At 72.7% G+C, this 25117-nt stretch carries 28 protein-coding genes and 1 pseudogene; 14 read left to right on the plus strand and 15 right to left on the minus strand.

The window, feature by feature from the left end; genetic code table 11:
- Positions 1 to 30: 30 nt before the first annotated feature.
- The 5 genes from EIW28_RS03660 to EIW28_RS03680 form a co-directional block, all read right to left on the minus strand.
- A complete protein-coding gene (locus tag EIW28_RS03660; RefSeq protein ID WP_125246327.1) occupies positions 31 to 390 on the minus strand; it encodes a hypothetical protein in 360 nt (119 codons plus the stop codon).
- 98 nt (positions 391 to 488) lie between these two features.
- Positions 489 to 1328, minus strand: coding sequence for a hypothetical protein (locus tag EIW28_RS03665; RefSeq protein WP_125246328.1), 840 nt, complete (start codon positions 1326 to 1328; stop codon positions 489 to 491).
- Positions 1286 to 2086: a hypothetical protein gene (locus EIW28_RS03670; protein ID WP_125246329.1), complete on the minus strand. Its 801-nt coding sequence runs from the start codon at positions 2084 to 2086 to the stop codon at positions 1286 to 1288. The genes EIW28_RS03665 and EIW28_RS03670 overlap by 43 nt, the downstream gene beginning before the upstream one ends.
- Positions 2087 to 2196: 110 nt before the next feature.
- Entirely contained in the window at positions 2197 to 2634 is a 438-nt protein-coding gene (locus tag EIW28_RS03675; RefSeq protein ID WP_125246330.1) for a VOC family protein, read from the minus strand.
- Between the two features lie 7 nt (positions 2635 to 2641).
- Positions 2642 to 3169 (minus strand): cysteine dioxygenase family protein, encoded by a 528-nt coding sequence (locus EIW28_RS03680; RefSeq protein WP_197717044.1) that lies wholly within the window; start codon positions 3167 to 3169, stop codon positions 2642 to 2644.
- A 74-nt stretch (positions 3170 to 3243) separates the two neighbouring features.
- On the opposite strand from EIW28_RS03680, the gene EIW28_RS03685 reads away from it, so the two are divergent.
- Both EIW28_RS03685 and EIW28_RS03690 read left to right on the plus strand, forming a co-directional pair.
- Positions 3244 to 4107 carry a LysR family transcriptional regulator gene (locus tag EIW28_RS03685; protein ID WP_125246331.1) on the plus strand — a complete coding sequence of 288 codons (864 nt, stop codon included), beginning with the start codon at positions 3244 to 3246 and terminating at the stop codon, positions 4105 to 4107.
- A 71-nt stretch (positions 4108 to 4178) separates the two neighbouring features.
- Positions 4179 to 5030, plus strand: a complete 852-nt coding sequence (locus EIW28_RS03690; RefSeq protein WP_125246332.1) for an aminoglycoside phosphotransferase family protein — start codon at positions 4179 to 4181, stop codon at positions 5028 to 5030.
- Here the strand turns inward: EIW28_RS03690 and EIW28_RS03695 are convergent.
- From EIW28_RS03695 to EIW28_RS03705, 3 genes are all read right to left on the minus strand, one after another.
- Positions 5015 to 5395, minus strand: coding sequence for a VOC family protein (locus EIW28_RS03695; protein ID WP_125246333.1), 381 nt, complete (start codon positions 5393 to 5395; stop codon positions 5015 to 5017). The two genes, EIW28_RS03690 and EIW28_RS03695, sit on opposite strands and share 16 nt — an antisense overlap.
- Before the next feature lie 103 nt (positions 5396 to 5498).
- Entirely contained in the window at positions 5499 to 5813 is a 315-nt protein-coding gene (locus tag EIW28_RS03700) for a hypothetical protein (RefSeq protein ID WP_125246334.1), read from the minus strand.
- Between the two features lie 392 nt (positions 5814 to 6205).
- Positions 6206 to 6829 (minus strand): TetR/AcrR family transcriptional regulator, encoded by a 624-nt coding sequence (locus tag EIW28_RS03705; RefSeq protein WP_125246335.1) that lies wholly within the window; start codon positions 6827 to 6829, stop codon positions 6206 to 6208.
- A gap of 108 nt (positions 6830 to 6937) precedes the next feature.
- Between EIW28_RS03705 and EIW28_RS03710 the strand changes: the two genes are divergently transcribed.
- The 3 genes from EIW28_RS03710 to EIW28_RS03720 all read left to right on the plus strand — a co-directional run bounded on the left by EIW28_RS03710 (position 6938) and on the right by EIW28_RS03720 (position 9318).
- On the plus strand, positions 6938 to 7570 hold the full coding sequence (locus EIW28_RS03710) for an FMN-dependent NADH-azoreductase (RefSeq protein WP_125246336.1): 633 nt from the start codon (positions 6938 to 6940) through the stop codon (positions 7568 to 7570).
- 198 nt (positions 7571 to 7768) lie between these two features.
- The gene (locus EIW28_RS03715) at positions 7769 to 8134 is read left to right on the plus strand and encodes a hypothetical protein (RefSeq protein WP_125246337.1); all 366 of its coding nucleotides are present in this window, start codon (positions 7769 to 7771) and stop codon (positions 8132 to 8134) included.
- A 41-nt stretch (positions 8135 to 8175) separates the two neighbouring features.
- On the plus strand, positions 8176 to 9318 hold the full coding sequence (locus EIW28_RS03720) for a glutathione S-transferase family protein (RefSeq protein ID WP_125246338.1): 1143 nt from the start codon (positions 8176 to 8178) through the stop codon (positions 9316 to 9318).
- Here EIW28_RS03720 and EIW28_RS03725 read toward each other — a convergent pair.
- Positions 9300 to 10472 carry an alpha/beta hydrolase family protein gene (locus EIW28_RS03725; protein WP_158630279.1) on the minus strand — a complete coding sequence of 391 codons (1173 nt, stop codon included), beginning with the start codon at positions 10470 to 10472 and terminating at the stop codon, positions 9300 to 9302. The genes EIW28_RS03720 and EIW28_RS03725 overlap by 19 nt on opposite strands.
- A complete protein-coding gene (locus tag EIW28_RS03730; RefSeq protein WP_232013813.1) occupies positions 10469 to 11743 on the minus strand; it encodes a low temperature requirement protein A in 1275 nt (424 codons plus the stop codon). The genes EIW28_RS03725 and EIW28_RS03730 overlap by 4 nt, the downstream gene beginning before the upstream one ends.
- A gap of 161 nt (positions 11744 to 11904) precedes the next feature.
- Here EIW28_RS03730 and EIW28_RS03735 point away from each other — a divergent pair, with 161 nt between their 5' ends.
- Positions 11905 to 12492, plus strand: coding sequence for a hypothetical protein (locus EIW28_RS03735; RefSeq protein WP_125246341.1), 588 nt, complete (start codon positions 11905 to 11907; stop codon positions 12490 to 12492).
- Here the strand turns inward: EIW28_RS03735 and EIW28_RS03740 are convergent.
- Complete coding sequence (locus tag EIW28_RS03740; protein ID WP_125246342.1) at positions 12486 to 12983, minus strand: GNAT family N-acetyltransferase; 498 nt, start codon at positions 12981 to 12983, stop codon at positions 12486 to 12488. The genes EIW28_RS03735 and EIW28_RS03740 overlap by 7 nt on opposite strands.
- A gap of 61 nt (positions 12984 to 13044) precedes the next feature.
- On the opposite strand from EIW28_RS03740, the gene EIW28_RS03745 reads away from it, so the two are divergent.
- Both EIW28_RS03745 and EIW28_RS03750 read left to right on the plus strand, forming a co-directional pair.
- Positions 13045 to 13587: a TetR/AcrR family transcriptional regulator gene (locus EIW28_RS03745; RefSeq protein WP_125246343.1), complete on the plus strand. Its 543-nt coding sequence runs from the start codon at positions 13045 to 13047 to the stop codon at positions 13585 to 13587.
- A 75-nt stretch (positions 13588 to 13662) separates the two neighbouring features.
- Positions 13663 to 14607 (plus strand): cation diffusion facilitator family transporter, encoded by a 945-nt coding sequence (locus EIW28_RS03750; RefSeq protein WP_125246344.1) that lies wholly within the window; start codon positions 13663 to 13665, stop codon positions 14605 to 14607.
- Here the strand turns inward: EIW28_RS03750 and EIW28_RS03755 are convergent.
- The 3 genes from EIW28_RS03755 to EIW28_RS03765 all read right to left on the minus strand — a co-directional run bounded on the left by EIW28_RS03755 (position 14594) and on the right by EIW28_RS03765 (position 16753).
- Complete coding sequence (locus tag EIW28_RS03755; RefSeq protein WP_125246345.1) at positions 14594 to 15724, minus strand: hypothetical protein; 1131 nt, start codon at positions 15722 to 15724, stop codon at positions 14594 to 14596. The genes EIW28_RS03750 and EIW28_RS03755 overlap by 14 nt on opposite strands.
- Before the next feature lie 87 nt (positions 15725 to 15811).
- On the minus strand, positions 15812 to 16276 hold the full coding sequence (locus EIW28_RS03760; protein WP_125246346.1) for a peroxiredoxin: 465 nt from the start codon (positions 16274 to 16276) through the stop codon (positions 15812 to 15814).
- Positions 16277 to 16336: 60 nt separating this feature from the next.
- Positions 16337 to 16753 carry a DUF3052 family protein gene (locus tag EIW28_RS03765; RefSeq protein WP_125246347.1) on the minus strand — a complete coding sequence of 139 codons (417 nt, stop codon included), beginning with the start codon at positions 16751 to 16753 and terminating at the stop codon, positions 16337 to 16339.
- 375 nt (positions 16754 to 17128) lie between these two features.
- Here EIW28_RS03765 and aceE point away from each other — a divergent pair, with 375 nt between their 5' ends.
- Positions 17129 to 19861, plus strand: a complete 2733-nt coding sequence (aceE, locus tag EIW28_RS03770) for a pyruvate dehydrogenase (acetyl-transferring), homodimeric type (RefSeq protein WP_125246348.1) — start codon at positions 17129 to 17131, stop codon at positions 19859 to 19861.
- Positions 19862 to 19959: 98 nt separating this feature from the next.
- Here the strand turns inward: aceE and trxA are convergent, their stop codons facing one another.
- Positions 19960 to 20331, minus strand: a complete 372-nt coding sequence (trxA, locus tag EIW28_RS03775; protein ID WP_125246349.1) for a thioredoxin — start codon at positions 20329 to 20331, stop codon at positions 19960 to 19962.
- Positions 20332 to 20449: 118 nt separating this feature from the next.
- Between trxA and EIW28_RS03780 the strand changes: the two genes are divergently transcribed.
- The 5 genes and pseudogenes from EIW28_RS03780 (at position 20450) to fabF (ending at position 25074) form a co-directional block, all read left to right on the plus strand.
- Entirely contained in the window at positions 20450 to 21619 is a 1170-nt protein-coding gene (locus EIW28_RS03780) for a PucR family transcriptional regulator (protein ID WP_125246350.1), read from the plus strand.
- Positions 21620 to 21712: 93 nt separating this feature from the next.
- Positions 21713 to 22618: pseudogene (locus tag EIW28_RS03785) on the plus strand (ACP S-malonyltransferase); the annotation flags it as partial.
- Between the two features lie 20 nt (positions 22619 to 22638).
- Positions 22639 to 23592: a beta-ketoacyl-ACP synthase III gene (locus tag EIW28_RS03790; protein WP_125246352.1), complete on the plus strand. Its 954-nt coding sequence runs from the start codon at positions 22639 to 22641 to the stop codon at positions 23590 to 23592.
- 26 nt (positions 23593 to 23618) lie between these two features.
- A complete protein-coding gene (locus EIW28_RS03795) occupies positions 23619 to 23855 on the plus strand; it encodes an acyl carrier protein (RefSeq protein ID WP_030159099.1) in 237 nt (78 codons plus the stop codon).
- Between the two features lies 1 nt (position 23856).
- Complete coding sequence (gene fabF / locus EIW28_RS03800) at positions 23857 to 25074, plus strand: beta-ketoacyl-ACP synthase II (protein ID WP_125246353.1); 1218 nt, start codon at positions 23857 to 23859, stop codon at positions 25072 to 25074.
- The last annotated feature ends 43 nt before the right edge of the window (positions 25075 to 25117 follow it).

The raw sequence follows: 25117 nt of genomic DNA on the forward strand, positions 1-25117 counted from the left end.
CGCCGGGGCGGTGCGCCCCGGCCTGGGGGCTCAGTACATCGTCTCGGGGCGCTTGCCGTGGCGCTCCTGATAGGCGGATCTGATCTCCTCCGCGACGTCTTCTCCCGCGTGGAGGCGGACGAGGAGGGGGACGAGCCAGTCGAGTCCGGCGGCGTCGAACTCCTCGCCGAACTGCGGGTTGAGGCCGGTGCGGTGCTCGTCGAGGACGTTGCCGAGGGGGACGAGGCCGCCGGCGTTGACGACGTGGGGGCCGATCGAGAAGGCCAGCACCGAGTCGGCGCCGTTCGGCCGGACGCCGACCTCGATCGGGTGCGGGTAGCCGCCGCCGGACGCGGTGCGCGCCACCACGATGAAGCTCGGCGGGTTCTTGCGCTTCCTCTGTTTTCCCATGCCCCCATTCGATCACAGGGTCGAACGGGGGCACGGTCCCGTCAGCCGGGGCGGAAACCTCAGGCGGAGACGGGGTCGGGCGGGTTCGTGTCCGCCGGTCAGCTCAGGCCGTAGGCGTGGATCGTCGTCTGGGAGGTCTCGGTCCCCGCGGTGTCGGTGGCGGTGGTGCGGACGGAGACGTGGGTGGCATCCGCGGGGTGGTGGAGCTCCGCGGTGGCCGTGCCGGCGGCGGGGTCGAGGTCGAGTTCGACCGGGGTCCAGGTGAAGCCGTAGTCGTAGGAGACCTCGAATCCCATGTCGGCGGCCGCGACGGGCTCGCCGGAGCCGGACACGAGGTGGAGCGTGATCCGCTGCTCCCGGTTCGGGGTCAGTCCGGCGACGACGTCGGGGGCGGTGACCGCGACGGCCGGGAGGACCAGCTCCCGGTCCGCGGCCGGGTCGAGGTCGAAGGACCAGTCGATGGCGGACTTGAAGGCGAACGGCCCGCTGAGCGGTTCGCGGGAGCCGGCGACCGCGAGGGTGTGGCGGCCGGCGCCGTCGAGGGCGAGGCCGAAGCCCTCCGCGGGGTCGATGCCGGAGACGGCGTCAAGGCGCTGGCCGTCGCGGCGCAGCTCGACGTCGCCGTCGTACCCGAGGAGGACGACGCGTTCGCCGTTCAGGCTCGCGCCCAAGGGGACCGCGGCGTCGAGGACGGTGCCGTCGTCGGAGACGGACGCGTCCGCGGGCCCGGCGGTCAGCGGCCCGCGCGGGAAGCTCCGCTCGGTCCGGCCCGGGGTGAGGACGGCGTCCTCGATCTCCTCGGTGAACCCGTCGCGCACCGACCCCGTCTCGGGATCGAAGACGCCGCCGAGAATCGTAGTGTCCCAAGCGATTTCAGGCGAGGCGGTGTAGAGGTTCAGGCGGTGCGAAGGGAACGGCGTGTCGACGAGGGCGCACATCGAAGGGCCGAGGTCGCCCGTGACGTGGTCGCCGTAGTCGCAGGTGTCTCGGCGGTCACGGGCGACGCGGCGGTGCCGTCGAGGACGAATTCGGCGCCGTCGGCGTCGACGGTGACATGGGAGACGCCGAAGACGTACTCGGTGAAGGCGTCGCCGGGCCCGAGGTTCCAGACCGCGTGCGTCAGCAGGTAGTCGCCGGGCGGGAGGTCCGCGGCGGCGACGCCGGCGGCGTCGAACTCGAGCGTGCCGCTGTGCTCGGGGTCGTCGCTGTCGTACCAGGTGGCGAAGCCGCTGTCGGGGACGGCGCCGGCGTGGTCGCGGACGGTGACGGTGAGCGTCGGGTCCGCGGCGGCCGCGATCGGGGGCAGTTCGGCGTAGGCGCGGAGGTCGGCCGCGGCGAGGGCCGCGGCGTCGGTGCGGCCGTCCGCGACGAGGTCGGTGACGTTGTAGCGGCGGGCGTCCTCGGCGCCGGAGAGGATCTCGTCGGCCCGGTCGCCGGGGATCACGATGAGGCCGTCGCCGTCGGCGGCCCGGACGGTCGTGAAGGCGACGCCCTCGCGGCCCGCGGCGGGCGCGAGCCCGAGGGCGCCCCCGGGCAGGACGTGCACCCGGTCGCCGGTCGGCAGGACGACCGAGCCGGTGCCCGGTGGTGGCGCCGCAGTGGCGGGCGGGTCGCTCTCGGCCGCCGCCGGAGCGGCCATCGCGCCCGTGAGGGCGGCGGCCGCGAGGGCCGCGGCCATGGTCCGTCGTCGCAGCATGACGGGTCCTTTCTGGTCGAAGTGGACGGGACGGGGGTCCCGTTCACTGACCAGACGGAAACCGGCGAAACCGGCGTTGCATTCAGGCGTGTGCTCGTGGTCACATGCCTTCAGCGGAGTTCTTGGACCAGGCCGATGATGACGCCCGCGGGGCCGCGGACGTTGACGTAGAGGTAGACGTCCTCGTACTGGGCGATCCCGCCGACGAGTTCGGTGCCGTGGGCGGCGCGGAGGCGGTCGACGAGGGCGCGGACGTCGTCGACGACGAAGGTGACGCGCGGGATGCCCGGGACGTTCAGGGGCGCCCGCGGGGCCGGCTCGTCCGCGACCGGGTGGCGGAAGACCGAGAGCTCGACGCGGCCGGAGCCGTCTTGCGTCTTGACGAAGGCGACGTCGGCGCGCACGTCGTCGAGGCCGATGAGCTCGTCGACCCAGGGCCCGCCGACCTCGGTCTCGCCCTCGAGTTCGAGGCCCAGGTCGAGGAAGAACGCGACGGCGGCGGGAAGGTCGTCCACCACGATGCCGACGTGGTCGAATCGCACGGTCATGTCCGGCTCACCTCGTTCCTCGGGCGGACTCGTAGTAGCGGCGGGCGCTGCTGCCGACCCGCGAGAGGTCGGTACCGTACACGTGCAGCGAGATCGCGGTCTCGGCGCCGGTGTTGCGGATCAGGTGGATGTCGCCGGGCGGGGCGAAGCCGTTGACCTCGCCGGGGAGGTTGTCGCTCTCGCCGATGCGGACGAGGTCCTGATCGTAGAGCTCCTCGTGCTCGACGCCCTGGAGGACGCCGACGACGCACCAGGTGATGTGGTCGTGGATCGGGGTGGTCTGGCCCGGGCGCCAGATCACGGCGGTCACCGAGAAGCTGCCGTCCGGCTCGGCGTGGAGGAGGTGCCCGGTCGGCCCGTCCGGGCTGCCGAGGCGCTGCTCGGGGGTGAGGATCTCGGGCCCCGGCAGGACGGGGCGGACGGCGTCGGCGACGCGGCGGTAGGCGGTGTCCCAGTCGCGGGCGGTGCGGAGCGCGGTGCGGACGGCGGCGGTGACACCGGTCAGTGCGGGTGCCGGAGTGATCGTGGTGGTCATGGCTCCAGCCTCCTCCGGATCGACCCATCAGTCCAATGCCAGATCACGCGGTGACCGATCGATATGATCGATACATGCTCGACATCGTGCGGCTCCGCGTGCTGGCGGCGATCGCCGCGCACGGCTCGGTCACCAAGGCCGCCAAGCACCTGCACTACGCCCAGTCCTCGGTGAGCCACCACCTCGCCCGGCTCGAGGCCGAGACCGGGTCGCGGCTGGTGCAGCGCGTCGGGCGCGGCATCCGGCTCACGCCCGAGGGCGAGATGCTGGCGCGGCGCGCCGTCGAGATCATCGGCCGGGTCGACGCGGCCCAGGCCGAGCTGGAGGCGATGGTGGGCCTGCGGACCGGGCGCGTGCGCGTCGCCGGGTTCCAGTCCGCACTGTCCACACTGGTCCCCGACGCGGCGGCGGTGATGCGCCGCGAGCAGCCGGGCGTCCGCATCCAGCTGGTCGAGGCGCACCCGGTGGCGGCGCTCGCGATGCTGCGGGCGGGCGAGGTCGACGCGGCCGTGGTGTTCCGCTACGACGACGACCTGCCCGGGGACGTGCGCGGCGTGCACCTCTTCGACGACCCGATGTTCCTGGTCAGCCTCCAGGCAGGAGAGAGCCTCCTCGACCACCGCGACTCCGCGTGGATCGCCGGGTGCGCGCGCTGCCGCCAGGAGCTGCTCGAACTGTGCGAGTCGGCGGGCTTCACCCCCGGGATCGCCTACACCAGCGACGAGATCATCGTCCAGCAGGCGCTGGTCGCGACCGGCCTGGGCGTGACGACCGCGCCGGGCCTGGCCCTGCGGACGCACCGCCGGGCCGACGTCGAGGCGACGCCGCTCGACCGCTTCCGCCGCATCCACCTCGTCACCTACGGCGAACCGCCCGACCCGCCCGCGACGACGGCGTTCATCGCGGCCCTGCACGGGGCGGCGCGCCGGTACGCGTGAGCGGTCCCGCGCCGCGGCCGGCGCGGGAAATCGGCTCGACGGCGGCCGAGCGGGCCTGCAACCATGCGGCGATGCGCGATTCACAGATGCGGAGCGCCGCCGTCGCGGTGGCCGCCTCGCTCGGACTGCCGGTCGACGACGCGGTGGTGCTCCACGCCTCGAACAAGGTCACGCTGCGGCTGCTGCCGTGCGACGCCGTCGCCCGCGTCTCGCCCCCCGGGGAGTCGAACGCCCGCTTCGAGGTCGACCTCGCGCGGCGGCTGGCCGAGGCGGGGGCGCCGGTGGCGGCGCTCGATCCCCGGGCGGCCCCGCGCGTCTACGCGCACGACGGCTTCGAGGTGACACTGTGGACGCATTACGAATCGAGCGGCGAGGTCCCGCCGGCGCCGTTCGCCGCCGCGCTCGCGCGACTGCACGCCGGGATGCGGCGCGTCGACGCCGCGGCGCCCCACTTCACCGAGCGGGTCGAGGAAGCGCAGCTGCTCCTGGCCGACCGCGACCGGACGCCGGACCTGCCGGAGGCGAAGCGGGAGCTGCTGTCCGCGGTCCTGCGGCGCATGCGGGCCTCGATCGCCGCGCGCGGCGCCCCCGAGCAGCTGCTGCACGGCGAACCGCACCCCGGCAACCTGCTCGCCACCGCCGCGGGGCCGCGGTTCATCGACTTCGAGACGTGCTGCCGCGGCCCGGTCGAGTTCGACCTCGCCCACGCGCCCGCGGAGGTCGCCGACCACTACCCGAGGCTCGACCGGGAGCTGCTGGAGGAGTGCCGCCTGCTCATGCTGGCGATGGTGGTGACGTGGCGCTGGGACCGCGACGACCGGCTCCCGGACGGGCGCCGGCGCGGCGAGGCGTGGCTCGCCGAGATCCGGGCGGCCCTGGCGGACCGCCCGGAGTCATGGGCCGGGGTTCAGGACCAGTCGTAGCCCTTGTTGCGGCACAGGCAGAACGGGTGGCCGACCGGGTCGGTGTAGACCTGCCAGCCGTACCCCTCCTCGTTGACGAACTCGCGCTGGAGGGTCGCGCCGAGGGCGGTGATCCGCTCCCGCTCGGGCGCGAACTCGTCCACCTCGAAGTCGAGGTGGTACTGCTTCGGGTGCTCGCCGCTCGGCCAGGTCGGCGGCGTGTACTCGTCGACGCGGTAGAACGCGAGGTCGATCCCGCCGAAGGCGATGGCGGCCCAGAAGTCGGTGCTGCTCGGCTTGAGCGGGCTGCCGGTGACCTCGGCGTAGAACGCCCCGAGCGCCAACGGGTCGGGGCAGTCGATGATGAAGTCGGTGAACCTGAGCATCAGGTGATGGTGCCACAGCGCCGCCACCGGGGGAAGCGCGTGCACCGGGCGGCTGCACGGCCCTCGCGGGGCCGTCCCTCCGCAGCCGGTCCGGTGACTCGCGTCAGGAGGCGGACGGCGCCCCGACCTTGGCCGGGACCACCGCGGGCGGTTCGAGTGCGGGTTCGGCGCTGCGGCTCTCGCGCCACCAGCGCATGAGGTTGCGGATGTAGATGACCTGGAGTCCGATCACGAGCGGGGCGAGGCCCCACACGTCCCAGACCACGATGAAGGCGATCCAGGGGATGCCCCCGAGGACGCCGAGGAGCCATCCGAGGTTGTTCTTGTTGCCGGCGAGCCAGTAGGCGACGAGCTGGTTCGCGCTGAGGAGGATGGCGACGGCCTGTCTGACGAAGTCGCCGTCGAAGTTGAGTTCCACGTCTAGACCTCCCGGGTCCAGGTGGGGCCGCCGGATGATGCCGCGGCGGTGGAGGGCGCCGGTGGTCCGGCGAGAGTCCGACCGGCGGCGCCGGCGGAGGTGATGGTGTCGGCCGGTCCGGGGACCGGCTGCGGCGGGTGATCGATGGCGGGGACCATGATCGAATCCTATGGAGGTTCTCGCAAAGTGAGTGTCGCATTACTCACTACGGGTGATGTCGGATCATGGACGAAAGGCGTACTTCGCGTTTCGGGAATCCGGGTGCTCCTGCGGCACGGGAGGCCTTGGGCCTCAACCGTGTCGCGCAGTCCTCCAATTCGCGTTGTCGGAATGCACACGCAACTCGATCAGACTAGTCCTCTCGGCGTCGAAAAGCGAGACCGCGCGACCGCCTATTTCGGACCGCTGCGGAAGAGGCGTTCCACGAGGTCCTGCCAGGCGTCGGCGAGGCGCAGCCCCGCCTCGGAGCCGGGCGCCTCGGCGTCCCGTCCGGACGAGACGTACAGCAGCAGCGGTCCTTCCAGGGCCGCGGCGAGCTGCATCGCGAGGCTGTCGGGGTCGCGCACGCCGAGGTCGGCCTGGCGCAGGAGCATGCGCACGTGGGCGAAGGTCATGTCGACCTGGACGGCCGGGAGCCGGCTGTCGCGCTCCATCGCGGCGCGGGCGACTTCGAGGTTGTCGACCAGGAAGCCGATGCGGACCCGCCCGTACGCGACGAGGCGCTCCGCCGGACCGGCGCCGGGGCCGAGCGGCGGCGGCCCGGCGAGCACGAGCTCCTGGAACCGCACGGCCTCCTCCTCGAGGAGCGCCCTGAAGATCCCCGCGCGGGTGCCGAAGCGGCGGAAGACGGTGCCCTTGCCGAGCCCGGCCCGCTCCGCGAGCGCGTCCATCGTCACACTCTCGGGGCCGCCCTCCGCCATCATGCGGCGCGCGGTCGCCAAGAGCCGCAAGCGGTTGCGCTTGGCGTCGGCGCGTTCGCCGCGGGGCTTGCCCAGAGGCACGAGCGGAAGGTCCACGGGATCAATCTACCCGCCGGGAATACAACCGGGGTAAAGTCCGTTTAGAAGTCGCAGGGGCCCGACGACGCGCCCCGACCCGTCGACCGCTCGCAAGGAGCTGCACGCATGAACCTGTTCCGCTTGGACGCCAGCATCATCCCCGGCGCCTCGACCAGCGCCGAGATCGCCGACCTGGCCGAGGCCGAATGGTCCGCCGCCCACCCGGGCGGCACCGTCGTCCGCCGCCACCTCGGCACCGACCCGCTGCCCGCCGAGGCGTGGGCGCACGCCACCCTCGGCGCCCACACGCCCGAGGACCAGCGCGGCGAGCACCACCGCAGCGCCCTCGGCCTCGCCGCCGAACTCGCCGAGGAGCTCCAGGCCGCCGACGCGGCGATCCTGGCCGTCCCGCTGTACAACTACGGCGTCTCGCAGCACTTCAAGACCTGGGCCGACCTGGTCATCTCCGGCGCCGGGCCGACCACGCCGGTCCTCAAGGGCACGCCGACGGTCCTGGTGACCTCGCTCGGCGGCGGCTACGGCCCCGGCACGCCCCGCGAGGGCTGGGACCACTCCACGCCCTACCTCGAGCGCATCGTCGGCGACCTGTGGGGCGCGGACCTGACGGTCGTCAAGCGCGAGCTCACCCTCGCCGCCACGACCCCGGGCATGGAGGGCCTGCGCGACCTCGCCGCCGACCAGCACCGGCAGGCGCTCGACGCCGCCCGCGAGGCCGGGCGCGCCCTCGCCGGGAACTGAAGGGCCGCACCGGATCGAGCGGCCCGGGGGTGCTCCCCCGGGCCGCTTCGCCGACCGCGGTCCCAACGGCCGGATACCGCCCTGCGGCCGCCGCGCGGGCGTCCCCGAACGGGGGACTCCCCTTGCGGGCGTTTCGATCGCACCCGGTACAAATAGAGGCATCGGATCACCCGTCAGGTGGGGGAGGCGAGCGCGGCAATGCACGGCATCGGCGATTTCCGGGAGCTGTTCGGCGACGAGCGCTACCGCACCCCTGCCCGGCCCACGTACGGCGCGCAGGGGCAGGACACCGCCGAACCCGAAGGGCCCCTCGACGAGGCGGAGCTGCGCGCGCGGCGGATCGCGGCGGCGGCCGCGGCGGTGTGGAACCACGACGGCGTGCGGCTCGGCGGCGCCGACCACGCGCACCCGGTCGACCGGTCCTGGGCCATGGAGGCCACCGGGCCGGTGATCGCGGACCTGCTCGCCGTCCTCGCGGAGCACGGCTGCGACGTCGAGGACGAGCGGATCCAGGACGCGGCCGGCGCGATCGCGATCCTCGCGGCCCGCAGCTCCGACGGCTGACGCCCCGGTGCGGCCGCGCCCGGCTGCGTAGGCTGGAGCCCATGGGAGAGCACAGCGAGCCGACCCGCACGGCGGACACCGAGCATTCGACCAAGGGCGCCTACGTCACCGGCGGGGAGTTCACGCGGGACACGAACTACATCGAGGACCGGATCGTGGCCGACCCGGCGGCGGTGCGGGCCGCGCGGCCCGAGGCGCCCTCGCCGATCGGCGACCCGCGGATCGCGGGCCTGACCGAGGGCGCGCAGGCGTGGCCGGTCGAGCCGGGCCGGTACCGGCTGGTGGCGGCGCGGGCGTGCCCGTGGGCGCATCGGTCGATCATCGTGCGCCGCCTGCTCGGCCTGGAGGACGCGATCTCGCTGGCGACGCCGGGGCCGGTGCACGACGTGCGGTCGTGGACGTTCGACCTCGGCCCGGGCGGGCGCGACGCCGTGCTCGGCTCCGAGCGCCTTCAGGAGCACTACTTCAAGCGCTTCCCGGACTACCCGCGCGGCATCACCGTGCCCGCGATCGTCGACGTCCCCTCGGGGCAGGTCGTCACCAACAACTATCCGCAGATCACGTTCGACCTGTCGACCCAGTGGCGCCCGCACCACCGCGAGGGCGCTCCGGACCTGGTGCCGGACGCGCTGGTCGAGGACATGCTGCCGGTGATCAAGCGGATCTTCACCGAGGTGAACAACGGCGTGTACCGGGCCGGGTTCGCCGGGTCGCAGCAGGCGTACGAGCGGGCGTACGCGCGGCTGTTCGCGGCGCTCGACTGGCTGGAGGAGCGCCTGGCGACGCGGCGGTACCTCATGGGCGCCCACGTGACCGAGGCCGACGTGCGGCTGTTCACGACCCTGGTGCGCTTCGACGCGGTCTACCACGGCCACTTCAAGTGCAACCGGAACAAGCTCACCGAGATGCCGCACCTGTGGGCGTACGCGCGCGACCTGTTCCAGACGCCCGGGTTCGGCGACACCGTCGACTTCGACCAGATCAAGCGGCACTACTACGTCGTGCACGAGGACATCAACCCGACGCAGGTCGTGCCCGCCGGGCCGGACCTCGCGAACTGGCTGTCCGAGCACGGCCGCGAGCGCCTCGGCGGCTCGCCGTTCGGGGACGGGACCGCGCCGGGCCCGGTGGCGCCGGCGGAGGCGCCGCCGGGGGCGAACCCGCTCTACAGCGACCCGAGGTAGGCCCCGAGCTCGGCCGCGTACTTCGCGGGGTCCTCGTTCCAGGTCGCGGTGTGGCCGGAGGCGGACTCCACGAGGGTGGTCCGCGACTGGTCGAGCAGCTCGGCGAACTCGAGGGTCGCGGTGTGGTCGACGGTCCCGTCCTCGGTGTCGACGAACAGGAGCACCGGCATCCCGAACTCGCCGGCGTGGCGCCGCTGGTCGAGGTCGCTCAGCTTGAGGTCGGCGCGCAGCTCGACGACGCGCTTGGCGGCCCAGGTGATCGGCGGGATGACGTCCCGGTTGTCGGCCTGGAGGTCGAGGGTGGAGTCCCAGTCGGCGACCGGGGAGTCGAGGACGAGGCCGCGGATGATCGCGGGGTCGTCGATCGTGCGGGCGGTCATGGCGACGGCCGCGCCGCCCATGGAGATGCCGTGGAGGACGACGCCGCCCGCGCCGTTGGCGACGGCGTAGTCGATCGCGGCGATCACGTCCTCGGCCTCGTCCCGGCCGAGGTCGAGGAGGCCGTCCTCGGAGGCGGGGGCGCCCTCGTCGTTGCGGTAGGTGATGGCGAGGACGGGGTGCCCGAGGTCGGCGTAGACCTCGTAGGCGCGCAGGGTCTCCTCGCGGGAGGCGTTGCGGCCGTGGACGATGACGGCCCACGTGTCGAGGGCGCCGGCGGTGTGCCAGGCGGGGGCGTCGCCGAGGGGGGTGGGGACCTGGACCTCCTCGAAGTCGAGGCCGAGGGCGGTCGCGGGGTCGCCGCGGTAGGCGTACGTGTCGAGGCGGACGGGCTCGCCCTCGGCGAGCTCGCCGAAGAGGACGCGGTCGACCGCGCGGGTCACGGAGTCGCCGTCCTCGTCGAGGACGGCGCCGATGAGGGCCTGGCCGCCGTCCCAGGCGAGGCCCCAGGTGCCGGGCTTGACGGTCGCCTCGTCGCGCGGGAGGGTGACGCTCTCGGGGAGGGCCGCGCCGTCCGGCGTCCCGACGGCCTCGACCGTGAGCGGGTACTCCGGGGCGCCGTGCTCGGGTTTGAGGACCTCGTCGGAGAAGTACCAGCCCGCGCCGACGAGTCCGGCGGAGGCGAGGACGAGTACGGAGGCCACGATGACGATCGTGCCGCGCAGCCGCCTGCGGCGCTTGCGAACGGGGGTTTCCGTCTCGGCTGTGGCGGTCACGGCGTCACCTCGGGGGTCGAAGGGGGCTGGTCGCTCGATCCTAGTGCCGCGGCGTCCGGCCCGGTATCGGGCGAGCGGCGGTAGCGGAGGTGCTGCTCGACCACGCCGTACAGGACGAGGCCGGCGAGCGCGGCGGCGGTGGCGACGGCGGCGCCGGGAACGGTCAGGACGGGCGCGAGGAGCGCGGAGCCGATCGCGACCGCGGCGGCCGCGAACTTGGCGGCGACGTGCCCGGCGGCGACGCCGCGTTCGCTCACCGCCTCGATCATGAGCGTGGTCAGGAGGATGACGGCGACGGCGACGGCCGGGACGAGCGCCACGGCGCGGTCGCCGAGGTGGACGTGGCCGGGGTCGGTGATCCGCTCGACCGCCAGCGCGGTGCCGGCGCCGAGGGCGGCGACGGCGGCGAACACGAAGTAGTGCGAGTACGCCCAGACGTACACGGTGACCGGGCCGCGGTCGAAGGCGTGGCCGCCGCTGAAGTCGAAGTAGATCCACCACAGGGCGAAGACGATGACGAGGCCGGCGGCGGCGAGGGTGAGCAGCGGGGCGGTGTCGAAGTCGAGCCCGGAGTCCACGGCGCCGGAGACGGCGATCGTGGCGGCGGCGACGGCCTCGCCGAGGACGATGATCGTGAACAGGCCGTAGCGCTCCCGGATGTGGCCCCAGTGGCCGCCCAGGCGCGGGTTCCAGCGGGCGAGGACCGGGACGGCGAGGTCGAGGAGGAACCACGCGATCCAGGCCTCGACGCGCCATTCGGCGGGCACGAGGAGGAACGCCACCCAGCCGAGCTGGACGAACGCGGTGAGCGCGATCATGCGGCCGGCGAGGCGGCGCATGACGGGGTCGGGCGTGGAGCGGTGCACGCGGGCCCACTGGGCGACGTACGCCAGTCGCATGACCACATAGGAGACGACGAAGACGCGGAAGTCGAGGTGCGCGGCCTGCGGGACGCCGGCGGCGAGGCCGAGCGAGCCGGCGATCATGACCATCATGAGGAGCCGGTAGGGCACGTCGTCGGTGTCGAAGAAGTTCGCGAACCACGTGAACGAGACCCAGATCCACCAGATCGCGGCGAACGCGAACAGGTAGCCGAGGAGGCCTTCGCCGAGGTGGCCTTCGGCGGCGGCGTGCTCGAACTGGGAGGCGGCTTGGGCGACGGCCACGACGAACGCGAGGTCGAAGAACAGTTCGAGCCAGGTGGCCTGCCGGTGGCCTTCGGTGTGGTCGCGGGTCGCGATCGGCACCCGCCAGCGCTTCGCCTCCACCATGGTGGGCACGTCCTTTCCGGTCGCTTCCGAGGTCAGCGCACAGTATCGCCCGGGCGGCGGGGGCCCGCAGCGGGTCGCCGCCCGGGCGGCGGAGGGGCGCGCGTGGCGGGCCGGCGTGGGACGATGGAGGCGGCCCCTCCCTTCGGCCCGAAGGATCTCCGATGTCCGGTGACGAGCGCCCCGGCGGCCGCGCGGTCGAGCGCGTGACCGACCGTCCTCAGTGGCGTGACGCGGCGCGCACCGCGGCCGGCGCCGCGGTCGCGGCCGGGGCGGTCGCCGCCGCGGCCGCGGGCACCCCCAACGGCTGGCCGCTGGCGCTGCTCGCCGCGGCCGGGGCCGCCGCCTGGCCCCTGAGCCGGTGGCGGAACCTCGCCAGGCGGCAGGTGGTGGCCGAGTTCGACCGCGAGGGCGTGCGGCTGTACCCCGAGACCGCGCGGCGGGGCCGCGGCCTCGGTCCGGCGGTGGACCTGCCGTGGGCGGAGGTGCGCGGGATCTACTTCTGGCGCAAGCGGACCGGGCTGGTGTGGACCACGATGCTCGGGGTCGAGCCGGTGCGGTCCGACCCGCGGGGCGCGCCGGAGGACCGGGAGGGGGTGCCCGCGCACGTCTCGAGCGCGCTCGCGCGGCGGTCGGTGCCGTTCAGCGCCTCGGGGCGCGCCCGGGTCGAGGCGGCGGCGCGGCGGTTCACGATGCGCGCGAGGGTGGTCGACGCGCGGCGGGCGCCGCGGGCGCGGCGGACGGTCTACTGAGGCTTCAGTTCGAGGACCCAGTCCTGGCCGGTGAGGTCGTGGCCGAAGCCGCGGAACGGGGTCTCCCGCTCGAGGGTGAACCCGTTGGCCTCGTAGATGCGGCGGGCGGCGTCGAGGAGGCTGGAGGTCCACAGGACGACGCGCGCGTACCCGGCGGCGCGGGCGAAGTCGAGGCAGTGGGCGACCAGGCGGGAGCCGAGACCGAGGCCGCGGGCGGTCTCGGCGACGAAGAGGATGCGGAGCCGGGCGGTGCCCTCCTCCTCGGCCGCGACGAGGGCGATGCTGCCGGCGCGCTCGCCGTCGACCTCGGCGATCCAGGCGGCCTCGCGGGCGGGGTCGTGCCCGGCGGCGAAGTCGGCCACGATGCGGGCGACCAGGCCCTCGTACTCGGCGTTCCAGCCGTGCTCGGCGGCGTAGGACTCGCCTTGGGCCATGACGATCCAGCCGAGGTCGCCGGGCCGGTCGGCGGCGCGGATGTCGAGGCGGGGCATCGGGGACCTCCAGGCTCGCAACTCACTGAAACACTCGTTTCAGTAGCCTTATGCTAGCGCCATGACCCAGGACAGCGCCAGCCCCCGCCGGACCGAGCTGCGCGAGGCCGCCTACCGGTACGTGCTCGAGCACGGCCTCGCCGACCTCTCCCTGCGCCCGCTCGCGGCCGCGATCGGCTCCAGCCCCCGCGTCCTGCTGTTCCTGTTCGGCAGCAAGGACGGCCTCATCCGCGACCTCCTCGCCCGCGCCCGCGCCGACGAGCTGGCGCTCCTCGACCGGCTCGGCGAGCCGGCCGGCCTGGCGGCCGCGGCCGCGCGGCTGTGGGACTGGGCCGCGGCGCCCGAGCACCGCCCGCTCCTGCGGCTGTGGGTCGAGGCGTACGGCCGCTCGCTCGTCGAGCCGGACGGCGCGTGGGCCGGCTTCGCGAAGGCCACTGTGGACGACTGGCTGGCGGTCCTGGCCGCCTGCGAGCCCGGGGCCGACCCGGCCCGGCGCACCCTCGTCCTCGCGGTCCTGCGCGGCGCGATCCTCGACCTCCTCGCCACCGACGACGCCGAGCGCACCGGCGCCGCGCTCCGCCTGCACCTCGCCCTCCTCGACTGAGCGCGATGCCGCGACGGGGCGCGCGTCCGGCCGTCGCGGCTCGGACCGGGCGCGCCAGGCCCTAAGCTTCGGAGGATGAGCGGCCAAGCGGGCGAAGTGAAGTCGGAGAGCGTCCTGACCGTGCTCCTGGCGGGGCTGATGAACCTCGCCATCGCGGTCGCGAAGCTCGTCGCCGGAGTCCTGTCCGGCTCCGCGGCGATGGTCTCCGAGGCCGCGCACTCGGCGGCCGACACCGTCACCGAGATCATGCTGTACCTCGCGCTGCGCAACAGCGCGAAGCGCCCCGACGAGGCCCACCCGTTCGGGTACGGCTCGACCGCGTACATGTGGGCGGCGCTCGCGGCGGCGTTCACGTTCGTGGCGGGCGGCCTGTTCTCGATCACGCACGGCTTCCACTCGATCAGCGGCGGCGGCGAGGCCGACTTCCTGGTGTCCTACGTGGTCCTGGCGGTCTCGTTCGTCCTGGAGGCGGTCTCGTTCGCGCGCACGATCGCGCAGCTGCGCAGCGAGTCGCGGCACTGGAACGTGCGCCCGCGCCGGTTCCTGAAGCACACGCCGGACACGAGCCTGAAGGCGGTGTTCCTGGAGGACCTCGCCGCGCTCGTCGGGCTGCTCCTGGCCGCGGCCGGCCTGGCGCTCACCGAGGCCACCGGCGACCCGCTCTACGACGGCGGCGCCTCGATCCTCATCGGCGTGCTGCTCCTGGTGGTGGCGGTCCTGCTCGGCCACGCGAACCTGTCGCTCCTGATCGGGCGGAGCCTGCCGCCGCGGTTCCGCGAGGCGGTGCGCGCCGAGCTCGCGGCCGGGGACGAGATCGCGGCCGTGCAGGAGCTGCTGACCCTCCAGCTCGGGCCGACCTCGGTCCTGGTCGCGGCCCGGATCGACTACCGCGACAGCGCCGACGGGGCCGCGATCGAGGCCGCGAGCCGGGCCGCCGAGGCGCGGCTGCGCGAACGGTACCCGCAGATCACGTACGTGTTCCTGAGCCCCTGGGGCGACGCGGACCTCACTCCCCGATGACCTCCTGGGCCTTCGCGATGAGCTCGCGCATCTCGTCGTGCCAGGCGAAGACCGCGGTCTCGATGTCGAGGTAGTAGCGCAGCTGCGCCTGCTGCCAGCCGTGGACGGCCGCCTCGCGGTAACCGGACTCGTCGCCGCACTCGGCGAAGTCGGCCGCCAGCGCCCGCTCGAAGTCGAGCCAGCCCTGCGCGTCGTCGCCGTCGGGGGCGTCGTCCGGCGGGTCGGGCCAGCGCACGCCCGCGTCCGGGTACGAGTTGAGCGCGTACACGCCTTCGCCGGCGGCCACGAGGTAGTCGTGGACGAGGATCTGGCCCTCGTAGAACTCCCAGCCCTCCTGGCCGCGGTCGGCGAGGCAGTCGGTGAACGCGACCTCGGCGTCGGCGGTCTCCTCGGCGAACCGCTCCTTCATGCGGGTCCAGTCGCCGTCGGGCTGCTCGGGGCGCACGGTGTGCTCGTCCTGGCCCTCCTCGAGGCCGCCGTAGACGGCCTCGATCATCTCCAGCTTGCAGCCGCCCACGGGGACCTCGACCTCCTCGCCGTCACCGGTCTCCTCGGGCTCGATCCCGGCGAGGTCGGGGTGGTGGAACTCGGCCCAGGCCTCGCCGCCGTACGCGACGTACCAGGCGTACCGCTCCTCCTCGCTCAGGTCGAAGAAGGGGTACTCCTCCTGCTCGTCCTCGCCGAAGTCGACGCTGTACCAGCCCATCTCGGCCTGGAACGCGTCCCATTCGGCGAGGAGCGCGTCGCCGTCCTCGACGGTCTCGGGGGCGGCGAGGGTCGTCCACTGCCAGAAGCCGCGCCGCGCGGCGTCTTCTGCGGAGGGCAGGAACCAGTCGTAGGGGGGCGTGTCGAGGAACGTCTCGCGCTCGCCGGTCGGCTCCTCCCGGAACTCCCACGGGTCGTGGACGGTGAAGCCCTGGGCCTCCAGGCACGCCTGCGCGATCCGGGCCTCGGCGGCGTCGAGCTCGGCCGAGAGGCGCATGCTCTCGTTGTAGGTCTCGGTGAGCTGCTGCTCGTACTCGGCGAAGTCGAGGTCCTCCTCCTCGGGGGCGAACCAGGAGCAGCCGGCGGCGGCCAGCGGGAGCGCGAGGGCGAGGGCGAGGGGTTTGCGGTGCACGATGGGTCCCGTCCTGTGGGGGTCGATGCCGCTAGGACGCCGCGGGCGCGCCGGCGGGTTGCACGGCGCGCCCGGGAGAGTGGTGCTCTAGCCCTGGAGTTCGGCGAGGGCCTTCTGCCACTGCGACTGGTCGCGGGGCTCGCCGGGGAGGTTCATCTCGGCGAAGCGGACCACGCCCTGCTTGTCGATGACGAACGTCCCGCGGTTCGCCATGCCCTTCTCGTCGTTGAAGACGCCGTAGGCCTGGGCGACCGCGCCGTGGGGCCAGAAGTCGCTCAGCAGCGGGAACTCGAAGCCCTCGCGCTGGGCCCACACCTTGTGCGCGAACGGGGAGTCGACGGAGACGGCGAGGACCTGCACGTCGTCGGACTGGTAGGCGTCGAGGTTGTCGCGGATGCCGCACAGCTCGCCCTCGCACACGCCGGTGAACGCGAACGGGTAGAACACGAGGAGGACGTGCTTCTCGCCGAGGAAGTCGGCCAGCGCGACGTCCTGGTTGTGCTGGTCCTTCAGCGTGAAGTCGGGGGCCTTGGCCCCGGTCTCGATCGGCATGCGCGCTCCTTGCACAGGGCCCCCGCTCGCGGGCGCCTCGGGTGTCTGTCGCGCTGAAGGTTAGCGGCGGGCGACGACCATGCGCGACGCGACCCAGTCGGGGGAGGCGTTCAGCGTCTTGGTCGACTTCAGGCCGGCGAGGGCCGCCGACTCCTCGATGTCGGCCGGGTCGATGTGGCCGGGCTTGCCGGCCTTCGGGGTCAGGAGCCACACGACGCCGTCGTCGGCGAGGGGGTCGCGGGCGTCGAGGAGGAGGTCGACGAGGTCGCCGTCCTCCACGCGGCACCACAGGAGGACCGCGCCGACGATCTCGTCGGAGTCCTCGTCGAGGAGCTCGCCGACGGCCTCGATGACGGCCGTCCGCAGGGCGGCGTCCACGTCGGTGTCGAATCCGATCTCCATGACCGCCTCGACTCCGTCGAGCCCGAGTCGCTGCACCACGCTCGACACGTCCGCCGGGCTGCTCGGAGCGTTCACCTTGTCCCCTCCATAGGTCGGATGCCAGAGCGCGTCGCTCTGTGAACCACAGCATATGGAGTAGAGCATATTCGGTGGGGCATATGGCGGAGTCGCGCGCCCGTTCGCGAAGCCCCTTCGGCAAACGGTCGCACGCCCGTGACGTGCGGACGTGCGGGAGTGTTCACGTGGTCGTGATCTCACGGCCGCGCGGGCCCGCGGCGGGGGCGCAGGTGAGCGGCGTTCGAGGTCGCGGGGAGTGTGGGCGCGGTCGCATCAACCCGGGTGGGCGGACGAGGGTCGCGGTAGATTCGAGGGAGGATGGTAGAAAACGATGACACTCTGCTGCCATAGAGAAACCCTGCAAAGCCGCAGTCTTAGAACGAGGGATCGCCCGTGACCACGGAACAGAACCGGCCGCCCATCAGTGACGGATTGCCGACCCAAGTGCCGGACACTGACCCCGGGGAGACCAGCGAATGGCTGGAATCCCTCGACGGCCTCCTCGACGCCGGCGGGCGCACCCGTGCCCGCTACGTCATGCAGCGGCTGCTCGAGCACGCGCGGAAGCGCCAGATCGGCGTCCCGGCGTCCACGAGCACCGACTATGTGAACACGATTCCCGTCGAGGCCGAACCCCACTACCCCGGCGACGAGGCCGTCGAGCACCGCATCCGCGCGTACGTGCGCTGGAACGCGGCCATGACCGTCCACCGCGCGCAGCGCCCCGGCATCGGCGTCGGCGGCCACATCTCGACGTACGCCTCGGCCGCGAACCTCTACGAGGTGGGCTACAACCACTTCTTCCGCGGCCGCGACCACGCCGGCGGCGGCGACCAGATCTTCTTCCAGGGCCACGCCTCCCCCGGCATGTACGCCCGGTCCTTCGTGGAGGGACGCCTGACCGAGGACCACCTCGACGGCTTCCGCCAGGAGGTGTCGCGCCCGCAGGGCGGCCTGCCCTCCTACCCCCACCCCCGCCTCATGCCGGACTACTGGCAGTTCCCGACCGTGTCGATGGGCCTGGGCCCGATCAACGCGATCTACCAGGCGCTGTTCAACCGCTACCTGCGCGACCGCGGCATCCGCGACACCGCGCAGCAGCAGGTGTGGGCGTTCCTCGGCGACGGCGAGATGGACGAGGTCGAGTCGCGCGGCGCGCTCCAGTTCGCGGCCGGCGCCGAGCTCGACAACCTCACGTTCGTCGTCAACTGCAACCTCCAGCGCCTCGACGGCCCGGTGCGCGGCAACGGCAAGATCGTGCAGGAGCTCGAGTCGTACTTCCGCGGCGCGGGCTGGAACGTCATCAAGGTCATGTGGGGCCGCGAGTGGGACCCGCTCCTGGCCGCCGACCACGACGGCGCCCTGGTGAACCTCATGAACACCACCCCCGACGGCGACTTCCAGACGTTCAAGGCCGAGTCCGGCGCGTTCATCCGCGAGCACTTCTTCGGGCGCGACACGCGCACCAAGGCGCTCGCGCAGGACATGTCCGACGACCAGATCTGGGACCTGCGCCGCGGCGGCCACGACGACCGCAAGATCTACGCCGCGTACAAGGCCGCCATGGAGCACGAGGGCCAGCCCACCGTGATCCTCGCGCACACCGTCAAGGGCTACAAGCTCGGCTCGACCTTCGAGGGCCGCAACGCGACCCACCAGATGAAGAAGCTCTCGCTCGAGGACCTCAAGGGCTTCCGCGACGCCCTCGACATGCCGGTCACCGACGAGCAGCTCGAGGCGAACCCGTACCTGCCGCCGTACATCAGGCCCGAGGAGGGCTCGGCCGAGCACGAGTACCTCCAGGAGCGCCGCCGCGCCCTGGGCGGGTCGATCCCCTCGCGCCGCAACACGGTCGTGCCGCTGAACCTGCCGGGCGAGGACGCCTACAAGTCGGCCCGGCGCGGCTCGGGCAAGCAGAAGGCCGCCACCACGATGGCGCTGGTGCGCCTGCTCAAGGACCTCATGCGGGACAAGGAGACCGGCAAGCGCTGGGTCCCGATCATCCCGGACGAGGCCCGCACCTTCGGCATGGACGCGATGTTCCCGACGGCGAAGATCTACTCGCCGCACGGGCAGCAGTACCTGTCCGTCGACCGCGACCTGTTCCTCTCCTACAAGGAGTCCGAGCAGGGCCAGCTCCTGCACGTGGGCATCAACGAGGCGGGCTCGCTCGCCGCGTTCACCGCCGCGGGCACCTCCGCCGACACGCACGGCGAGCCGATGATCCCGTTCTACATCTTCTACTCGATGTTCGGGTTCCAGCGCACCGCCGACGCCATCTGGGCCGCCGCCGACCAGCTCGCGAACGGCTTCCTCATCGGCGCCACCGCCGGGCGGACCACGCTCAACGGCGAGGGCCTCCAGCACGAGGACGGCCACTCGCTCCTGATCGCGCACACCAACCCCGCGGTCGTCTCGTACGACCCGGCGTTCGGGTACGAGATCGGGCACATCATGCAGGACGGCCTCAAGCGCATGTACGCCGACGGCGAGCACGTCTTCTACTACCTCACCGTCTACAACGAGCCGATCGTGCAGCCGGCCGAGCCGGAGGACGTCGACGTCGAGGGCATCCTGCGCGGCATCCACAAGGTCGCGACCTCCGAGGCGTCCGGGCCGCGAGTACAGCTGCTCACCTCCGGGTCCGCGATGGGCTGGGCGCAGCGGGCCGCCGAGCTGCTCGCCGAGGACTGGGGCGTGGCCGCCGACGTGTGGTCGGTGACCTCCTGGTCCGAGCTCAACCGCGACGCGATCGAGGCCGAGCGGCACAACCTGCGCCACCCCGAGGCCGAGAAGCGGGTCCCGTACGTGACCCGCAAGCTCTCGGGCTCCGACGGGCCGTTCATCGCCGTCAGCGACTACCAGCGGGCCGTCCCCGACCTGGTCAGCCGCTGGGTGCCGGGCGACTACACCTCCCTGGGCACGGACGGCTTCGGCCACTCCGACACCCGCGGGGCCCTGCGCCGCCACTTCAACGTGGACGCCGAGTCGGTCGCGGTCGCCGCGCTCCAGCAGCTCGCCGCCCGCGGCGAGGTCAAGCCGGAGCTGGCGGCCCAGGCCGCCGCGAAGTACGCGATCACCGACCCGACGGCCGCCGAGGCCGGCGAGGCGGGCGGCGACTCCTAAGCCGCAGACGTGCGAAGGGCCGCAGGCGATCGCCTGCGGCCCTTCGGGTTCCGGGGCGGGCGCGCCCGCCCCGCGGAGTCTGGGGAGTGCCCGGGGCGTTACGCCTCCTCGGCCTCTTCCTTCTCGATCTCGGCGCGCACGGCGTCCATGTCGAGCTCCTTGACCTTGCCGATGATCTCCTCGAGCGCGGCCGGCGGGAGCGCGCCCGGCTGGCTGTAGAGGAGGATGCCGTCGCGGAAGGCCATGAGCGTCGGGATGGACTGGATCCCGGCCTCCATGGACAGCTCGCGCTGGTCCTCGGTGTCGATCTTCCCGAAGACGACGTCGTCGTGCTGCTCGCTCGCGGCCTCGAACGTGGGCGCGAACATCTTGCACGGACCGCACCAGTCGGCCCACCAGTCCACCAGCACGATGCCGTTGCCGGTGACGGTCGCTTCGAAGTTGTCCTTGGTCAGTTCAACGGTGGCCATAGGACCGCCTCTCTGTTCTTGGCTGATTTCGTGCTCTCTCGGGCAACAGTAGTGGCGCTCCCGGTATTCCGACCGACGTCGGTGCGCGGCGCGCGCCACGTCTGGCAGGCTATAGGGCATGGACCTGGCCACGACCATTCAGAACATCGAACGCTCCTCGTCGGCGCTGACGACCCAGTCGCTCACCCGGATGGACGAACGCCTCCCCTGGTTCCGCGACCTCCCCGCCGAGCAGCGCTCGATGGTGACCCTGGTGGCCCAGGCCGGCGTGCGGCAGTTCCTGGAGTGGCTGCGCTCCTCCGGGGACGACCTCGGCACCTCCGACATGGTGTTCGAAGCCGCGCCCCTGGAACTCGCGCGCGCCATCAGCCTCCAGCACACCGTCGCCCTCATCCAGGTCGTCATCGACGTCGTCGAGGAGCAGGTGCCCCAGCTCGCCGCCGACGGCGAGGACGACCAGCTCCGCGAGTCGGTGCTGCGCTTCAGCCGCGAGATCGCGTTCGCCGCCGCCCGCGTGTACGCCCGCGCCGCCGAGACCCGCGGCGCCTGGGACGCCCGCCTCCAGGCGATGCTCGTCGACGCGCTCCTGCGCGGCGACAACTCCGACGAGCTCATCAGCCGCGCCGCCGCCCTCGGCTGGTCGGAGACCCAGACGATCACCGTCGTCTGCGGCGCCACCCCCGGCGGCGAGGCCACCCTCGTCCTCCACTCCGTGCAGCGCGCCGCCCGCCGCCTCGGCCTCGACATCCTCGCCGGCGTCCACGGCGCCCGCCTGGTGCTCCTCCTCGGCGGCGTCAAGGAGCCCGTCGAGATCGTCGAGAAGCTCACCGGCCAGTTCGGCGACGGCCCGATCGTCGTGGGCCCCACCGTGACCGGCCTCGCCGACGCCTCCGCGTCGGCGCTCGCCGCCGTCGCCGGACACCGCGCCGCCCCCGCCTGGCCCGACGCGCCCCGCCCCGTCACCGCCATGCAGCTGCTCCCCGAGCGCGCCATCGCCGGCGACGAGGCGGCCCGCCAGGGCCTGCGCGAAGGCGTCTTCCAGACGCTGCGCCGCGCCGGCGGGGAGCTCCTGGAGACCATGGACGCGTTCATCGCCTCCGGCGGCGTCCTCGAAGGCACCGCCCGCGAGCTGTACGTCCACCCGAACACGGTCCGGTACCGGCTCCGCCGCATCCAGGAGGTGACCGGTTTCTCCCCCACCGACCCGCATGAGGCCTTCGTGCTTCGTGTGGGGTTGACCATAGGGCGCCTGGAGAACTCGCCGGTGACCCGGCGTTCTCGCAGTTGACAACGAGTGTTGTAGATTCCCTACAAGAACCGACGGGGCTTTCAGTCCTCTGACTGCTCCCGTATCCCATGCCGCCGATGCGAAAGTTCTAGTGTGCTTGCCATTCTCGCTCCCGGGCAGGGCTCGCAGAAGCCCGGGTTCCTGACGCCGTGGATCGACGACCCCGCAGCGGCCGCAAGGCTGCGCGAGTGGTCCGACGCCATCGGCCTCGACCTCGTCCGCCTCGGCACCGAAGCGGACCAGGACGAGATCACCGACACCGCGAACACCCAGCCGCTCCTCGTCGCCGCCGGGCTCCTCGCGGCCGAGCGCCTCCTCGCCGACCCCGCCGTCGACGCGGCCGCGACCGTCGTCGCCGGGCACTCGGTCGGCGAGCTCACCGCGCTCGCGATCGCCGGGGTCCTCACCCCCGAGGCCGCCGTCCGCCTCGCCGCCGTCCGCGGCCGCGAGATGGCCGCCGCGTGCAACATCGAGCCGACCACCATGGCCGCCGTCCTCGGCGGCGTCGAGGACGAGGTCCTCGCCGCCATCGAGTCGGCCGGCGCCTGGCCCGCCAACCGCAACGGCGCCGGCCAGATCGTCGCCGCCGGACCGGTCGCCGCGATCGAGAAGCTCACGGGCAACCCGCCCGAGAAGGCCCGGATCATCCCGCTCAAGGTCGCCGGGGCCTTCCACACCCCGCACATGGCGCCCGCGCAGGAGGCCCTCGAGGCCGTCGCCGCGGAGATCGCCACCGCCGACCCGGTCCGGACCCTCCTGTCCAACCGCGACGGCAGGCCCGTGGCCAGCGGCGCGGCCGCCTTGCAGCAACTGGTGGCCCAGGTCACCTCTCCGGTCCGATGGGACGCCTGCATGAGTACGCTTGGAGAACTGGGCGTCACGGCGGTCGTCGAACTGCCGCCGGCAGGGACGCTCACCGGCCTGGCCAAGCGGGCGCTCAAGGGCGTGGAACGACACAACGTCAACACCCCCGACGACCTCACCGCCGCCGCCGAACTCGCAAGCACCGAAGGAGTCGAGTGAGCGTCAACGGAACGCGCGTCCTCAGCGTCGGCCACTACCAGCCCGAGAAGGTCCTCACCAACGCCGACCTCGCCGAGATGGTCGACACCAACGACGAGTGGATCGTCTCCCGCGTCGGCATCAAGGAGCGCCGCATCGCTGCCGACGACGAGAAGGTCGCCGACATGGCGACCCACGCCGCCCGGCAGGCCCTGGAGAACGCCGGCCTCACCGCCGCCGACATCGACATGGTCATCGTGGCCACCGTCTCCGCCAAGGACGTCTGCCCGAACACCGCCTGCCGCGTCTCGGAGGCGCTCGGCATCGACGCCCCCGCCGCGATGGACGTCAACACCGCCTGCTCGGGCTTCGAGTACGCGCTCGCGCAGGCCGACATGGCGATCCGCGTCGGCAGCGCCACGCGCGCCCTCGTCATCGGCGCCGAGAAGCTCACCGCGGTCACCGACTGGGAGGACCGCTCCTCGTGCGTCCTCTTCGGCGACGGGGCCGGCGCGGTCGTCGTCGAGGGCACCGACGACCCCGCCCTGGCGATCAGCCCGGTCGTGTGGGGCTCGGAGCCGTCCATGGCCGACGTCATCCGCATCGAGGAGGACGTGCCCTACATCAAGCAGGCCGGGCAGACCGTGTTCCGCTGGGCCACCACCCAGCTCGCGCCCCTGATCGAGAAGGTCGCCGAGAAGGCCGACGTCAAGATCTCCGAGCTCGCGGCCTTCGTGCCGCACCAGGCGAACCTGCGGATCATCCAGGGCATCGCCAAGCGGCTGGACTTCAGCGACGACTGCGTCGTCGCCGAGGACATCGTCTACTCCGGCAACACCTCCGCGGCGTCGGTGCCGCTGGCGCTGTCGAAGTTGGTACAAAGTGGCAAGGTGGCCTCCGGCGCCCCGATCCTCCTGTTCGGATTCGGCGGCGGGCTCACCTACGCCGGGCAGGTCATCCGCTGCCCGTAACTATCGAGAGGAAATAACTCATGGCTCTGTCTCGTGACGAGATCCGCGAAGGTCTGTCGGACATTCTCGAAGAGGTCGCGGGCGTCAACCCCGACGATGTCGCCGACGGCAAGTCCTTCACCGACGACCTGGACGTCGACTCGCTCGCCATGGTCGAGGTCGTCGTGGCCGCTGAAGAGAAGTTCGGCGTGAAGATCCCCGACGACGAGGTCGCCAACCTGAAGACCGTCGGCGACGCCGTCTCCTACATCGAGAAGGGTTAATGTGACTGAGGTAGTCGTGACCGGGCTCGGCGCGACCACTCCCCTCGGCGGGGACGTGGCGTCGACCTGGGAAGCACTCGTGGCCGGACGGTCGGGTGTCCACCAGCTCACGCACGAGTGGGCCCGGGAACTCCCCTGCCGGATCGCCGCCGAGCTGGCGGTCGAGCCGTCCGAGGTCCTGCCTCGGGTCCGGCTGCGCCGCCTTGACCGCTCCGAGCAGATCGCGCTGGTCGCGGCTCAGCAGGCGTGGGACGACGCGGGGCTGAGCGACGACCTCGACAAGGAACGGCTCGGCGTCGTCTTCGGCTCCGGGATCGGCGGCGCGCTCACGCTCCTCGCCCAGGACGACATCCTGGAGGAGAGCGGCGCGCGCAAGGTCTCCCCGTTCACCGTGCCCATGCTCATGCCCAACGGCCCCGCGGCCGTGGTCGGCCTCGAGTTCGGGGCCCAGGCGGGCGTGCACGCCCCCACCAGCGCGTGCGCCACCTCCGCCGAGGCGATCTCCTGGGCCGCCGACATGATCCGCGCCGGCCGCGCCGACGTGGTCGTCGCCGGCGGCGCCGAGGCGGTCATCGGCGGCCTGCCGATGGCCGGGTTCTCCTCGATGAAGGCCATGTCGACCCGCAACGACGACCCCGAGCACGCCTCCCGGCCCTGGGACCGCGACCGCGACGGGTTCGTCATGGGCGAGGGCTCCGGGGCGCTGATCCTGGAGCGCCGCGAGCACGCCGAGGCGCGCGGGGCGAAGATCTACGCCGTCGTGGCGGGCTCCGGCCTGACCTCCGACGGCTACGACATCGTCCAGCCCGACCCGGAGTGCCGGGGCGGCGGGCGCGCGATGGCGGCCGCGATCAGGCAGGCCGGCATCGACCCGAAGGACATCGGCCACGTCAACGCCCACGCCACGTCGACGCCGGTCGGCGACATGGCGGAGGTCAAGGGCATCAAGCGCGAGGTCGGCGACCACGTGGTGCTCACCGCGACCAAGTCGATGACCGGGCACCTGCTCGGCGGCGCGGGCGCGGTCGAGTCGATCGCGGCGATCCTGGCGATCGCCGAAGGGGTCATCCCCCCGACGATCAACCTCGAGAACCCCGACCCGGCCCTGGACCTGGACGTCGCCGCGAACGAGGCCCGCAAGGTGGAGCTGAACGCCGCCCTGAACACGGCCTTCGGCTTCGGCGGCCACAACGCCGCGCTGCTGTTCACGAAGGCGTAGCCGGAGTGAACTAGAGGTTCAGCACGAAGGCGTAGCCGGAGTG

Source organism: Glycomyces terrestris, from assembly GCF_003933745.1.
In the GTDB taxonomy this organism is placed as follows: Bacteria; Actinomycetota; Actinomycetes; order Mycobacteriales; family Micromonosporaceae; genus Glycomyces; species Glycomyces terrestris.

Coding starts and splice junctions, on each gene's coding strand:
- EIW28_RS03665 (WP_125246328.1), bottom strand. CDS start 1,328: ATGTGCGCCCTCGTCGACACGCCGTTCCCTTCGCACCGCCTGAACCTC.
- EIW28_RS03680 (WP_197717044.1), bottom strand. CDS start 3,169: ATGACCACCACGATCACTCCGGCACCCGCACTGACCGGTGTCACCGCC.
- EIW28_RS03740 (WP_125246342.1), bottom strand. CDS start 12,983: ATGCCCCGCCTCGACATCCGCGCCGCCGACCGGCCCGGCGACCTCGGC.
- EIW28_RS03670 (WP_125246329.1), bottom strand. CDS start 2,086: ATGCTGCGACGACGGACCATGGCCGCGGCCCTCGCGGCCGCCGCCCTC.
- EIW28_RS03660 (WP_125246327.1), bottom strand. CDS start 390: ATGGGAAAACAGAGGAAGCGCAAGAACCCGCCGAGCTTCATCGTGGTG.
- EIW28_RS03730 (WP_232013813.1), bottom strand. CDS start 11,743: ATGGTGGAGGCGAAGCGCTGGCGGGTGCCGATCGCGACCCGCGACCAC.
- EIW28_RS03695 (WP_125246333.1), bottom strand. CDS start 5,395: ATGCTCAGGTTCACCGACTTCATCATCGACTGCCCCGACCCGTTGGCG.
- EIW28_RS03735 (WP_125246341.1), top strand. CDS start 11,905: ATGTCCGGTGACGAGCGCCCCGGCGGCCGCGCGGTCGAGCGCGTGACC.
- trxA (WP_125246349.1), bottom strand. CDS start 20,331: ATGGCCACCGTTGAACTGACCAAGGACAACTTCGAAGCGACCGTCACC.
- EIW28_RS03715 (WP_125246337.1), top strand. CDS start 7,769: ATGCACGGCATCGGCGATTTCCGGGAGCTGTTCGGCGACGAGCGCTAC.
- EIW28_RS03745 (WP_125246343.1), top strand. CDS start 13,045: ATGACCCAGGACAGCGCCAGCCCCCGCCGGACCGAGCTGCGCGAGGCC.
- EIW28_RS03690 (WP_125246332.1), top strand. CDS start 4,179: ATGCGCGATTCACAGATGCGGAGCGCCGCCGTCGCGGTGGCCGCCTCG.
- EIW28_RS03675 (WP_125246330.1), bottom strand. CDS start 2,634: ATGACCGTGCGATTCGACCACGTCGGCATCGTGGTGGACGACCTTCCC.
- EIW28_RS03760 (WP_125246346.1), bottom strand. CDS start 16,276: ATGCCGATCGAGACCGGGGCCAAGGCCCCCGACTTCACGCTGAAGGAC.
- EIW28_RS03750 (WP_125246344.1), top strand. CDS start 13,663: ATGAGCGGCCAAGCGGGCGAAGTGAAGTCGGAGAGCGTCCTGACCGTG.
- EIW28_RS03780 (WP_125246350.1), top strand. CDS start 20,450: ATGGACCTGGCCACGACCATTCAGAACATCGAACGCTCCTCGTCGGCG.
- EIW28_RS03685 (WP_125246331.1), top strand. CDS start 3,244: ATGCTCGACATCGTGCGGCTCCGCGTGCTGGCGGCGATCGCCGCGCAC.
- EIW28_RS03710 (WP_125246336.1), top strand. CDS start 6,938: ATGAACCTGTTCCGCTTGGACGCCAGCATCATCCCCGGCGCCTCGACC.
- EIW28_RS03720 (WP_125246338.1), top strand. CDS start 8,176: ATGGGAGAGCACAGCGAGCCGACCCGCACGGCGGACACCGAGCATTCG.